At 70.6% G+C, this 12,676-nt stretch carries 12 protein-coding genes; 7 read left to right on the plus strand and 5 right to left on the minus strand.

Features of this window, described 5'->3' with window-relative positions; translation table 11 throughout:
- Positions 1 to 6: 6 nt before the first annotated feature.
- Complete coding sequence (locus FBY35_RS34315) at positions 7 to 1,605, minus strand: acyl-CoA carboxylase subunit beta (protein ID WP_142217790.1); 1,599 nt, start codon at positions 1,603 to 1,605, stop codon at positions 7 to 9.
- Positions 1,606 to 1,729: 124 nt separating this feature from the next.
- Here FBY35_RS34315 and FBY35_RS34320 point away from each other — a divergent pair, with 124 nt between their 5' ends.
- Positions 1,730 to 2,950, plus strand: coding sequence for a transposase (locus FBY35_RS34320; RefSeq protein WP_260848908.1), 1,221 nt, complete (start codon positions 1,730 to 1,732; stop codon positions 2,948 to 2,950).
- 70 nt (positions 2,951 to 3,020) lie between these two features.
- Here the strand turns inward: FBY35_RS34320 and FBY35_RS34325 are convergent, their stop codons facing one another.
- From FBY35_RS34325 to FBY35_RS34335, 3 genes are all read right to left on the minus strand, one after another.
- Entirely contained in the window at positions 3,021 to 4,649 is a 1,629-nt protein-coding gene (locus FBY35_RS34325; protein WP_260848982.1) for an acyclic terpene utilization AtuA family protein, read from the minus strand.
- 63 nt (positions 4,650 to 4,712) lie between these two features.
- Positions 4,713 to 5,501 (minus strand): TIGR03084 family metal-binding protein, encoded by a 789-nt coding sequence (locus FBY35_RS34330; RefSeq protein WP_142217793.1) that lies wholly within the window; start codon positions 5,499 to 5,501, stop codon positions 4,713 to 4,715.
- A 77-nt stretch (positions 5,502 to 5,578) separates the two neighbouring features.
- Positions 5,579 to 6,469, minus strand: a complete 891-nt coding sequence (locus tag FBY35_RS34335) for a DMT family transporter (protein WP_260848983.1) — start codon at positions 6,467 to 6,469, stop codon at positions 5,579 to 5,581.
- A gap of 375 nt (positions 6,470 to 6,844) precedes the next feature.
- On the opposite strand from FBY35_RS34335, the gene FBY35_RS34340 reads away from it, so the two are divergent.
- The 6 genes from FBY35_RS34340 (at position 6,845) to FBY35_RS34365 (ending at position 9,646) form a co-directional block, all read left to right on the plus strand.
- Complete coding sequence (locus FBY35_RS34340) at positions 6,845 to 7,060, plus strand: hypothetical protein (protein WP_260848909.1); 216 nt, start codon at positions 6,845 to 6,847, stop codon at positions 7,058 to 7,060.
- Complete coding sequence (locus FBY35_RS34345; RefSeq protein WP_142217794.1) at positions 7,041 to 7,574, plus strand: DUF6879 family protein; 534 nt, start codon at positions 7,041 to 7,043, stop codon at positions 7,572 to 7,574. Before FBY35_RS34340 ends, FBY35_RS34345 begins: the two co-directional genes overlap by 20 nt.
- The gene (locus FBY35_RS34350) at positions 7,558 to 8,244 is read left to right on the plus strand and encodes a helix-turn-helix domain-containing protein (protein ID WP_260848910.1); all 687 of its coding nucleotides are present in this window, start codon (positions 7,558 to 7,560) and stop codon (positions 8,242 to 8,244) included. Before FBY35_RS34345 ends, FBY35_RS34350 begins: the two co-directional genes overlap by 17 nt.
- Before the next feature lie 70 nt (positions 8,245 to 8,314).
- Entirely contained in the window at positions 8,315 to 8,548 is a 234-nt protein-coding gene (locus FBY35_RS34355) for a DUF397 domain-containing protein (RefSeq protein WP_142217795.1), read from the plus strand.
- 63 nt (positions 8,549 to 8,611) lie between these two features.
- A complete protein-coding gene (locus tag FBY35_RS34360) occupies positions 8,612 to 9,010 on the plus strand; it encodes a hypothetical protein (protein ID WP_142217796.1) in 399 nt (132 codons plus the stop codon).
- 216 nt (positions 9,011 to 9,226) lie between these two features.
- The gene (locus FBY35_RS34365) at positions 9,227 to 9,646 is read left to right on the plus strand and encodes a pyridoxamine 5'-phosphate oxidase family protein (protein WP_142217797.1); all 420 of its coding nucleotides are present in this window, start codon (positions 9,227 to 9,229) and stop codon (positions 9,644 to 9,646) included.
- On the opposite strand, the gene FBY35_RS34370 is transcribed toward FBY35_RS34365, so the two are convergent.
- Entirely contained in the window at positions 9,633 to 12,542 is a 2,910-nt protein-coding gene (locus FBY35_RS34370; RefSeq protein ID WP_260848911.1) for an FAD-binding and (Fe-S)-binding domain-containing protein, read from the minus strand. The genes FBY35_RS34365 and FBY35_RS34370 overlap by 14 nt on opposite strands.
- Positions 12,543 to 12,676: the final 134 nt, after the last annotated feature.

The raw sequence follows: 12,676 nt of genomic DNA on the forward strand, positions 1-12,676 counted from the left end.
AGTGCCTCACATCCGGAAGACGCCGAAGCCGCCGCGCGCGCCCTCGACCGGTGCCGTGTGGATCGCCGACAGGCACAGTCCGAGGACCGTACGGGTGTCGCGTGGGTCGATCACGCCGTCGTCGTACAGCCGCCCCGACAGGAACATGGGCAGCGACTCCGCCTCGATCTGCTGCTCGACCATCGCGCGCAGCCCCGCGTCCGCCTCCTCGTCGTACGGCTGCCCCTTCGCCTGCGCCGACGCGCGCGCCACGATCGACAGCACGCCCGCCAGCTGCTGCGGCCCCATCACCGCGGACTTGGCGCTGGGCCAGGCGAAGAGGAAGCGCGGGTCATACGCCCGCCCGCACATGCCGTAGTGCCCGGCTCCGTACGACGCGCCCATCAGTACCGACAGATGCGGCACCTTCGAGTTCGACACCGCGTTGATCATCATCGCGCCGTGCTTGATGATGCCGCCCTGCTCGTACTCCTTGCCGACCATGTAGCCGGTGGTGTTGTGCAGGAAGACCAGCGGCACATCGCGCTGATTCGCCAACTGGATGAACTGTGCCGCCTTCTGGGACTCCGCCGAGAAGAGCACGCCCTGCGCATTGGCCAGCACGCCCACCGGATAGCCGTGCAGCCGCGTCCACCCGGTCACCAGGCTCGGCCCGTAGAGCGGTTTGAACTCGTCGAAGTCCGAGCCGTCGACGATCCGCGCGACGACCTCGCGCGGATCGAAGGGCGTCTTCAGGTCCTCGGGCACGATCCCGAGCAGCTCGTCCTCCGCGTACTTGGGGGGCTCGGCCGGCCCCGGATCGCCGTGCGCCTTACGCCAGTTGAGGCGGGCGACCACACGTCGGGCCTGCCGCAGCGCGTCGGGCTCGTCGAGGGCGAAGTAGTCGGCGAGCCCGGACGTACGGGCATGCATCTCCGCGCCGCCGAGCGACTCGTCGTCGCTCTCCTCGCCCGTCGCCATCTTCACCAGCGGCGGCCCGCCCAGGAAGACCTTCGACTGCTCCTTGATCATGATGGTGTGGTCGGACATGCCGGGGACGTACGCGCCTCCGGCGGTCGAGTTGCCGAAGACGACCGCGATGGTGGGGATCCCGGCGGCCGACAGCCTCGTCAGATCGCGGAACAGCGCCCCGCCGGGGATGAAGATCTCCTTCTGGGACGGCAGATCAGCCCCGCCGGACTCGACGAGCGAGATGCAGGGCAGCCGGTTGGCGTACGCGATCTCGTTGGCGCGCAGGGCCTTCTTCAGCGTCCAGGGGTTGGACGCCCCGCCGCGCACGGTCGGGTCGTTGGCCGTGATCAGGCACTCGACGCCCTCGACCACACCGATGCCGGTGACCATCGACGCACCGACGGGATAGTCGCTGCCCCACGCGGCGAGCGGGGACAGTTCCAGGAAGGGCGTGTCGGGGTCGAGCAGCAGCTCGATGCGCTCGCGGGCGAGGAGCTTTCCGCGCTTCCGGTGCCGGGCCACGTATTTCTCGCCGCCGCCCGCGAGCGCCTTGGCGTGCTCGGCCTCCAGCTCGGAGAGCCGGCCGAGCATGGCATCGCGGCGGGTGGCGTACTCGGGTCCCGTGGGGTCGACGGCCGAGGCGAGCACAGTCACCGGAGCCCTTCCGAGGATGTACGGCTTTCTAGGGCCGGGATGAATCGGATGCCAGCACTGCTTTGACGTGCACGGATGCACGGATTTTGGCTCATTGTCAGTGGCTCCCGTTACGGTCAATGGGATGAAAACGGTGGTGCAGGTGAAGTTGGTGACGACGCCCGAGGTGGCGGCGGCGCTGCACTCCTCCCTGTGCGCGGCGAACGAGGCCGCGAACTTCGTGTCGGTGGTCGCGTTCAGGGAGAAGGTGTTCCGCCCCTACACGACCAAGCGCAAGGACGGCACAGTCCGCATCGGCTTGCAGGACCTCGTCTATACGGAGATCAAGGACCGCTTCGGGCTGTCCGCACAGCCCGCGATCCGGGTGATCAAGAAAGTGGTGGACGCGTACACGACGCTGCACGCCAACCTCAAGGCCGGGAACTACGGCAAGGAAGGCTCCAGACGGAGGGCGGCGGCGGAGTCCAAGCCCATCGTGTTCCGTCCGGATGCGGCGCAGCCGTATGACCTGCGGTGTCTGTCCTGGCAGTACGACGCGCAGACGGTGTCGATCTGGACCACCAGCGGACGTCTGCAGGGCGTTGGCTACGTGGGGCATTCGGACCAGCTCAAGTCGCTGCACACCTGCCGCAAGGGGGAAACCGACCTGGTACACCGGGACGGCAAGTGGTTCCTGGTCGCGACCTGTGAGGTGCCGGAGGCCGAGCGCTTCGAGCCGGTGGACTGGATCGGCGTGGATCGGGGCATCGTCAACCTCGCCACCACGAGCGACGGGGACAACTATTCCGGGCGCCGACTCGGCCGGTACCGGCGCTGGCAGCAGCGCAAACGCCAGGAGTTGCAGACCAAGCGCACTCGGTCGGCGAATCGCAGGCTGCGAAATCGGAACCGGCGGGAGCAACGGCACGCCGCCCATGTCAACCACAAGATTTCGAAGACGATCGTGACCGAAGCGCAACGCACCGGACGCGGGATCGCCCTGGAAGACCTGGGCGGCATCCGCGAACGGGCACGGCTGAACGCGCCCCAGCGGGTCCGGTTGTCCTCCTGGCCGTTCCACCAGCTCGGCGAACACCTCGCCTACAAGGCCCTGCGGGCGGGGGTGCCGTTCCTCGAAGTGGACTCGGCCTACACCTCGCAGATGTGCCCCCGGTGCGGGCATACGACGAGGAACAACCGTCCCGACCGGGACACCTTCTCCTGTCGTCGGTGCGGGCTCGCTGGCCCCTCCGACCACGTCGCCGGGGTCAACGTGCGCAACCGCGCACGCTCGGCGTGGGTTCTCGTCAACGGACCCGTACCACAAGGGCTTAACACCTCCCGCACTGGTAGATGCGACCCGTGACCGCCCTGTCGTAGGGGGCAGTCGGGAGCGCGACTCGGCTAAGGCGACTGGGCTTACAGGCTCGGTCCCTTTAGGGCCGAGAAGTTGACAGCAGTACCTCCGGGATGTCGACGTAGCGCGAGCGCAGCCACTCGCCGAGCGCCTTGGCCTGCGGGTCGAAGCGGGCCTGCGCGGCGACGCCCTCGCCGAGAATTCCCTCGACGGTGAAGTTCAGGGCGCGAAGATTCGGCAGGACATGGCGTACGACGGTCAGTTCGGCGGTCTCCGGGAGCAGCGCGCGGAAGCGGTCCACCGTCAGCTCGTGGGCGAGCAGGCGCCAGGCGCTGTCGGAGCGCGCCCACACCCCGACGTTGGCGTCGCCTCCCTTGTCTCCGCTGCGGGCGCCTGCGATCAGTCCGAGGGGCGCGGCCCGGCGCGGCCCGGCGGGCAGTTCCGCGGGCAGCCCGCCGTCGTCCGGGACCGGCTCGACGTCCTTCGTCCGTACGGGAGCCGGCACCGCGACCCTGCGCCCGTCGGGCAGTACGGCCGTGTGCGACACCTCGGCCGCGTCGATGTATTCGGGCTCGAAGACCCCGTAGGGCGCGCCCTTGCCGGGCGGTGCCGTCACATGGAAACCCGGGTAGCTGCCGAGCGCCAGCTCGATCGCCGCGCCGCTCACCGCGCGGCCCACCTTGCCGGGGTCGCTGTCGCGGACGACGAGGCGCAGATAGGCGCTGGCGCGCTCCTCCGTGTCACCGTCGGGCCGCTCGGTGCGGGCCAGTTCCCAGCGGACCTCGGCCGGGCGGTGCTTGCCGAGGGCGTCGTCGAGCTGTTCGCGCACCAGGCGGGCCTTTGCCTCGATGTCGAGGCCGGTGAGCACGAACACGACCTCGTTGCGCCAGCCGCCGATGCGGTTGAGGCCGACCTTGAGGGTGGGTGGCGGGGCTTCGCCGCGTACGCCGAAGATCCGTACCCGGTCCTCCCCGTCCTGCTCCAGCCGTACGGTGTCCAGGCGCGCGGTGACGTCCGGTCCGGCATAGCGCGCGCCCCCGGTCTCGTACAGCAGCTGCGCGGTGACCGTGCCGACGTCGACGAGGCCGCCGGTGCCGTCGTGCTTGGTGATGACGCTGGTGCCGTCGGCGTGGATCTCGGCGAGGGGAAAGCCGGGGCGGCGTACGTCATGGCCGCCGAAGAAGGAGTAGTTGCCGCCGGTGGCCTGGGTGCCGCATTCGAGTACGTGCCCGGCGACGACCGCGCCCGCGAGCGCGTCGTAGTCCTCGGGCCCCCAGCCGAAGTGCGCGGCCGCGGGCCCGGTGACGAGGGCGGCGTCGGTGACCCGGCCGGTGACGACGACATCGGCTCCGGCGAGCAGGCATGCGGTGATCCCGGCGCCGCCGAGATAGGCGTTGGCGCTGAGGGCGCCGGGGAAGCGCTCGGCTAGGTCGTCACCCTCGACATGGGCGACCTTGACGGGGACACCGACGCGGTCGGCGAGTTCACGCACGGCGTCGGCGAGCCCGGCCGGGTTGAGCCCGCCCGCGTTGGTGACGATCTTCACGCCGCGTTCCCGGGCGAGGCCGAGGGTGTCCTCCAGCTGCCGCAGGAAGGTCTTGGCGTAGCCGAGGCGCGGGTCTTTCAGCCGGTCGCGGCCGAGGATGAGCATGGTGAGTTCGGCGAGATAGTCACCGGTCAGGACATCGAGGGGCCCGCCCGTGAGCATTTCCTTCACCGCGTCGAAGCGGTCGCCGTAGAAACCGGAGGCATTGCCGATACGCAGCACCGTCTAGGCCCCCTTCCGCTCGCGGCCCGGTCCCGCGGGACCGGCGAATGCCTGCGCGATGTCCAGCCACCCGTCGGCGTCGGCGCCCTCCGCCCGTACGGCGAGGTCGGAGCGGTGCGCGCGCTGGGTCACCAGGAGGCAGAAGTCGAGCGCGGGCCCGGTGACCCGCTGGGCTGCGTCCTCGGGGCCGTACACCCACAGGCCGCCGCCCGGAGCGGTCAGCTCCACGCGGAACGGCTCGGCGGGCGGGGTGAGGCCCCGTACCGCGTAGGCGTAGTCGCGCGCCCTGACCCCGATGTACGCGACGTGCCGCAGGCGGGGGGTCGGTTCGCGTACGGCTCCGAGCGCGTCGGCGATGTCCTGGCCGTGCGCCCAGGTCTCCATCAGGCGACCGGTGGCCGTCGACGCGACGCTCATCGGCGGCCCGTACCAGGGGAAACGCGCTCCGGTGGGCGCCTGACGCAGGGCCTGCTGCAGCTCCTCGCGTCCGGCGCGCCAGCGGGCCAGCAGCTCGGCGGGCGGCAGCGCGGCCCCCTCCTCGGCGCCCTCGTCGACGAAAGCGTCCGGCGCTTTGAGCGCCTTCTCGACCTGGGCGCCGAAGGCCTCACGGTCGGTGACGGCGAGCAGCGAGGCCGCGTCGGTCCAGGCGAGATGGGCGATCTGGTGGGCAATGGTCCAGCGGGGCGCGGGGGTGGGGCGCGCCCATTGCTCGTCGGTCAACTCCCCCACCAGCTGGTCGAGTTGATCGCTCTCGCTGCGCAGATCGTCCAGTACGACGGCCGGGTCGGACACGGTGCGCTCCCTCGGGACACGACGTTGTGTGCCCCGGAGCATGGCAGCGTCGACGAAAACAAGCAAGCATGCTTGCTTTACTTCGTGAGGTCTCCCGGCGCCTTTCCGGCCACCTGAGTGCGCACCGCGCCCATGCTCGCCGTGATGACCAGCGCGATCGCCAACGCGTCCACCGCGGAAAGGGCTTGATGCAGCACGAAGAACCCGGCCGCCGCCGCGATCGCCGGCTCCAGGCTCATCAGCACCGCGAAGGTCGGCGCGGGCAGCCTGCGCAGCGCGAGCAGCTCAAGGGTGTAGGGCAGGACGGACGACAGCAGTGCGACGGCGAGCCCCAGCCCGAGCGTCGAGGGCACGACCAGCTTGGACCCGGCCTCCGCCAGCCCCAGCGGCAGACTCAGCACCGCCCCCACTCCCATCGCCAGCGCAAGCCCGTCGGCCTGCGGGAAGCGCCGTCCAGTGCGGGCGCTGAAGACGATGTACGCGGCCCACATCGCGCCCGCCGAGAGCGCGAACGCCGCACCCACGGGGTTGAGCCGGTCGAAGCCGCCGCCACTCAGCAGGACCACACCGCCGAGTGCGAGACCCGCCCAGACGAGGTTGACCAGCCGCCGCGACACGATCACCGAGAGCACGAGCGGGCCCAGCACCTCGAAGGTGACGGCCGCGCCGAGCGGGATGCGGTCGGCGGCCTGGTAGAAGAGCATGTTCATGGCTGCCATGGCGGTACCGAAGGCGACGACCGTGCCCCAGTCGGCGCGGGAATGCCCGCGGAGGGCGGGCCGGCAGACGAGCAGCATCACGAGTGCGGCGAGGGCGAGCCGCAGCGTCACGACCCCGAGGGCACCGGCGCGCGGCATCAGCAGCACGGCGATGGCGGCACCGAACTGGACGGAGAGCGCACCGCCGACGACGAGCGCCACGGGCCCGAGGCTGCGGCGGGAGCCGGCTGCCGAAGCTGTGGCCTCCAGGGCGGCGGCGGCCTCCGGCTCATTGGCGACGACCACGGCAGGGGTCTCGTCCACCGCACACCTCCAGGCTGAAATCTGACCCCTCCAAGCTACGGGTCGGCGCGCGCTGGGTGAAATGCGGACTGTGCTGCGGTTATGCCCACGCGCATGAGCATCGGGCCGCGCCCGCCTGCGCTGCTTTCTCGCCATCGGGGCCCTCAGCCCGTACCCCCAGTGCTGCGCCGCCCGGAAGGGGAACACCTCGGCACCCCTCTCGACTTCCTCTGGCCGTCGGCCCGCGTATCTATGCGAGAACGTGACTGAAGGGCTGACCGCCCTTGCCACGGGTAGTCACTCTCCGTAGCTTGCTGTCGACCGCTGGAGGAAGAGGAACCCATGGAATTAACCATGATCGCCGGAGGGTCGTGCAGTGCTGGCGACGACGACAAGTGCGGCAACGGCGACTGCCCCACCGTCTTCGCCACCGACCAACCCAGCATGCTCGCCGTGCAGGGCTACGTCCTGGCTCGTCCGACACCCGCCGGCGAGTCCGTCGTCCTGCTGCCCGAGGAACTGCTGAAGGAGGCCGCACGTGCCCGTGGATGGCTCTAGCCCTGTCCTGCTGGACGGAGACCAATGGACGTCGTACTTCGAGAACTTCAAGCATTCGGCATTCCGGCTCGAAGTACACCAGGTGTACACCATGCCGGCCGAGGCGGAGACACTCGGCAGCTTCCTCGCCGGTGAGCCCAAGCCGGAAGGCTTCAATGCAACGTGGCACCGGATGATCCGGGGCCACACGGCAGCGGGCCGCACCATGACGCGGGCCAAGCTCGTCCACAGGCCGTTGACGGACTACAGCCGTTACTTGTTCGAGTGGGCGATCCCTGGAAACGTCGCGGCGGGGGAGGACTACAGGATCGTGGATATGACAGAAAGGGAATTCAGCCTGCCCAACCAGGACTTCTGGATGTTCGACGAGACGACCGTGGTTCACCTGAACTACCGGCCGGACGGGACGCAAATCAATCGGGAGTTGATCGAAGCCCCCGAGATCAGCCGATATCTCGCATGGCGCGATCTGGCCCTAGAGAGTTCCGTTCCGTTCAGTGACTATCGAACCTGAGCATCAAGCGAGAGAGCGGAAAGACTTGGCGGGGGCCCTCAAGGACCTCCGCCTTGCCGCCGGCCTGAGTGGTGAACGCCTGGCAGTTCGCTGCAACATGAGCCAGACGAAGATCAGCCGCATCGAGACGGGCCGCGCCCTCCCGACCGTGATCGACGTCGAGCGGATTCTGGCTGCTCTTGGAACACCTCAAGAAGTAACGCAAGAGCTGCTGGTACTGGCCCGTCGTGCGAACGTCGACTACGCGTCCTGGCGTGCCTACGCGCGTGTTGGCCTGTACCACAAGCAGGCTGAGCTGCGTGCTCTTGAGCAGTCATCCCGGGTGATGCGGCATTTCCTGCCTGCCGCCCCGACTGGGCTGCTGCACATCAGGGAGTATGCCGAACAGACCCTGACTCGGACGGTTGCCAGTGAGCCGTCCCGGGATGTCAGCCGAGCCGTAGAAGCGCGTATAGAGCGCCAGGCCGTCTTGGACAACCCCTCTCGAAACTTCACATTCCTACTGACCGAGCAGGCGGTCCGATGGCGCAGGGCGAGCTCACGGATAATGGCCGCCCAGTGCGCGCACATGGCTGACGTCTCCATGAAACCGAATCGCCAAGGGCCCCGGCGTGACCGTCGTGTCCAAGCTCCCCCACTCCACCTGAGCCGGCCCCTCTCACCCCCATGACTTCCGCCCAGCCAAGGGCGGGGGGGAAGGCCACGCCCTGTGGCCTCCGGACGATCAGAAAGGCATACCCATACAGAACGGAACCGACCTGTACGCACTCCCCATCGACCGCGCTGCCTTCGCCAAGGCGTGCGGCGGAAACACCCACCCCGACGGCGAGTCCTGCGTGACCCTCGCCCGCATCGGCGAGGACGCCTGGGCCCTGGGAGACAGCAAGCAACCCGGCCTGGAGCCGCTCCGGTTCACCACGGCCGAGCTGGACGCCGCCGGGATCGCCCCCGAGCGGTTCGGTCTCTCGGCCTAGCGCCCCGCCCCGGCCCCTTCCCCCCGGGGCCGGGGCCTCCAACCGCACCCAACGAGGTGACAGTTGCACCACCACGGCTACCTCTGGACCGGCCCGAAGCAACGGTTCGACCAGGAAGGCGTGCGCCGTTCCTCGTACGACTCCGACCTGCCGCCCATGGAGACGGCGCGCTGGCTCATGAAGCCCGCGTCCTCGATCCACGGCACCTGGCAGGAACCGAAGGAGGCCGCCGCCTGGCTCGCTGATCGCCTCGCCGAGTACGAACCCCGTTTCGCGTGCCACGCCGACCGTGACAGCGACCGCCTGGCCGCCCTGGTCAACTCCGCCGTCGAACACCTCGGCCGGGGCAGGGATCTGTCCCTCGGCTACTACCTCGAACGCCCAGTGTTCCTGTCCCTGGCTCTGGTGACCTGCACACCGAACCGCGCCGCGCCCGAGCTGGCCTGCCCACGCAGCCAGTGACGGCCATCGCGGCGGGCCGGGGCACGGGAGTCGCGTTTTCCGGCCCGATCACGAGCGGAGCCGGATGACGACCGCTGCGGCGGTGACGGTCGAACCGCACATCAGCCCGCGCCGGGCTATCGGCGCTCGGTCCGGGGGAAGCCGACCGCGGGCCCATCACCTGCTCACTGACGCCACCAGCGCGCCGCCCCTCCCCTCCCGTGGTAGAGAGGGCTCATGAACCGCGACGAGCTGCTCTGGTTCCTCCGCAAGTACAAGCTCGCCGTCCAGTCGACGGTGACCCCGGACTGCGCACCCCAGTCCGCCGTCGTCGGTTACGCGGTCAATGACGACCTCGAGATCGTCTTCGACACCGTCGAGACGACGCGCAAGTGGCTCAACCTGCGCGCCGACCCCCGTATCGCGCTCGTCATCGGCTGGGACGACGCGATCACCGCGCAGATCGAGGGCGTCGCCGACTTCCCCACCGGCGCCGAGCTGGAACGCATTCAGGCGTGCTACTTCACCGCGTATCCGGACGGCCGCGACCGGCTGTCATGGCCGGGCATCACGCATGTGCGGGTGCGGCCGACCTGGGTGCGCTACAGCGACTTCACCCAGGATCCGCCGCTGATCGAAGAGCTCACGATCGGGTGATCCCGGGGTCCTCCCCCAGGACCTGTCCCAAACCCTCCGCCAGCACCTCCGCCAGGTGCCGCGCTCGTCGCCCCTCCAGCTGTTCCAGTTGCGTACGGCACGAGAACCCGTCCGCCAGGATCTCCGCGTACTGGCCCGCCGCCCGCACCGCCGGGAGCAGCTGGTCCTCCGCGCAGGCCACGGATACCTCGTAGTGACCCTTCTCGAAGCCGAAGTTCCCCGCGAGGCCGCAGCAGCCCCCGCTCAACTCGCCGTCCAGACCCGCCCGTTCGCGCAGGCGGCGTTCTGCCTCGTCGCCGAGGACCGCGTGCTGGTGGCAGTGGGTCTGGCCCGCGACCGGACGGTTCAGGCGGGGCGGCTCCCAGTCCGGGGCGCATTCCTCCAGCGCCCGGGCGAAGGTGCGGACCGAGGCCGCGAGGCGGGCCGCCCGCGGGTCGTCGGTCAGGAGTTCCGGCAGGTCCGTCATGAGGGCCGCCGCGCAGCTCGGCTCCAGGACCACCACCGGGACGCCCAGGTCCAGCAGGGGCTCCACCGTGTCCAGGGTCCGGCGCATGACGGCCCGGGCCCGGTCGAGCTGGCCGGTGGAGACGTATGTCAGGCCGCAGCAGACGCGACCGGGCGGCAGGACGATGCCGATGCCCGCCGCCTCCATGACCTTCACCGCCGCCCGGCCGACGGACGGCGAGAGGTGGTCGGTGAAGGTGTCCGGCCACAGCACCGCCGTACGGCTGCGAGCGAAGACCTCCGTGCGGGTGGCCAGGTGGCCGCGCAGCCAGTCGCGGAAGGTCGAGGGGGCCGGCAGAGGCAGATCGCGCTCGGGGGCGATGCCCGCCAGACGTTTCGCCAGCGCCGCCAGCGGGCGCACCCGCGCCAGCGCGTTGACCAGCCGTGCGTGGGGCGCGGCCGCCCGCAGCCACACCGGCAGCCGGCCCATCGCGTAGTGCGAGGCGGGCCGCACCCGGTGCGCGTAGTGGTGGTGCAGGAATTCCGCTTTGTACGTGGCCATGTCGACGCCCACCGGACAGTCGCTGCGGCACCCCTTGCAGGACAGGCACAGATCGAGCGCGTCCCGCACCTCGCGCGCGTGCCAGCGGCCGCGCACCACCTCGCCCGCCAGCATCTCGTGCAGCAGCCGGGCCCGCCCGCGGGTGGAGTGCTGCTCCTCGCCCGTCGCGCGGAACGAGGGGCACATCACGTCCGGCCCCGAACTCGGCCCCGCCACCCGGCACTTGGCGACGCCCACGCACCGCCGAACCGCCGCCGCGAAGTCCCCGCCGTCGTGCGGATAGCCGAAGGCGACGTCCGCCGGCTCGCGCGGCAGGACGGAGAAGCGGAGGTTGGAGTCGAGCCGGTCGGGGCGGGCGAGCATCCCGGGGTTCATGCCGCCCGCCGGGTCCCAGACGTCCTTGACCCGGCCGAAGAGGGCGACCAGTTCGTCGCCGTACATCCTGGGCAGCAGTTCCGCGCGCGCCTGCCCGTCGCCGTGTTCGCCGGACAGCGAGCCGCCGTGCGCGACGACGAGGTCCGCCACCTCCTCGGAGAAGCGCCGGAAGGCCCGCACACCGCCGGAGCTCATCAGGTCGAAGTCGATGCGGACATGGATGCAGCCGTCGCCGAAGTGCCCGTACGGCGTGCCGCGCAGACCGTGCGCCGCGAGCAGGGCGCGGAAGTCCCGCAGATAGGCGCCGAGCCGCGCGGGCGGCACCGCGCAGTCCTCCCAGCCCGGCCAGGCCTCGGCCCCGTCGGCGCTGCGGGTGGCTGTGCCCGCAGCGTCCTCGCGGACCCTCCACAGCGCACGCATTGCGGCCGGGTCGTCCACCACCGTGCCGTCCAGGGTGTCGGCCGCCCGCACGATCTCCTCGGCGGCGGCCCGCGCCTCGGCGGCCGTGCCGCCGCCCGTCTCCACGAACAGCCAGGCCCCGCCGCGCGGCAGCCCCCGCTCGCCGCGCACCAGATCCTCGGCCATGCCTTCGACGGTCAGCGGCCGGTGCGCCAGCAGTCCTGCCGCCGCCTCCGCCGCCGCGCTCTCGTCCGGGTAGCCGAGCACGGCGAGCGCACGCGCGCGTGGCACGTCGACGAGCCGTACGGACGCTTCCGTCAGCACCCCCAGCGTGCCCTCGCTGCCGCAGAACGACCGCGCCAGATCGACGCCCTTTTCCGGCAGCAGGGCGTCCAGCGCGTATCCGGAGATCCGGCGGGGCAGCCCGTCCGGGTACCCGGTGCGCAGCAGGGCGAGATTCCGGTCGACCAGCTCACGCAGGCCCCTCGGCGCGCCGTGAGCACCTTGAGGGCCGCGAGCGCCGCGGGCTCCTTGAGCGCCGTCCCAGCCCTGGCCGAGGCGGAGCTCGGTGCCGCCGTACGTCACGACCGAGAGCTCGCGGACGTTGTCGGCGGTCGTGCCCCACGCCACCGAGTGCGCCCCGCAGGAGTTGTTGCCGATCATCCCGCCGAGCGTGCACCGGCTGTGCGTGGAGGGATCAGGCCCGAAGGTGAGCCCGTCGGGCCGTACGGCAGCGCGCAGCGTGTCCAGTACGACGCCGGGCTGGACCACGGCGGTGCGTGCCTCGGCGTCGACCTCGACCACGGCGTTCATGTGGCGGGTGAAGTCGAGGACGACGCCGATGCCGGTGGCCTGACCGGCGATGGACGTACCGGCGCCGCGCGGTACCACCGGCACCCCGTGTGTACGGCACACCTCCAGCGCGGCTGCCACATCGTCCGCGTCGCGCGGCGCGACGACGCCGACCGGCACCCGCCGGTAGTTGGAGGCGTCCATCGTCATCAGGGCACGGGCCGCCGCACCGAAGTCCACCTCGCCGCGCACCGCCCGCGTGAGCGCCCGCGCCAGTTCGCCCGTCTCGCGCCGGCGCCGCACTGCCCCTCGATGCTCAGCCATGTCTCTCAGGATGCCCCTGTCGCTCACATCACACCGGAACGAAACATGCCGGTTGCGGGCGCCGCGTACCGTCGCCGGGGGCGGAAAGCCCGCCCGAACTGACCAATGCGATGGCCAACTCTCCTATAGTGACG

Origin of the sequence: Streptomyces sp. SLBN-118 (assembly GCF_006715635.1) — a bacterium.
GTDB lineage: Bacteria > Actinomycetota > Actinomycetes > Streptomycetales > Streptomycetaceae > Streptomyces.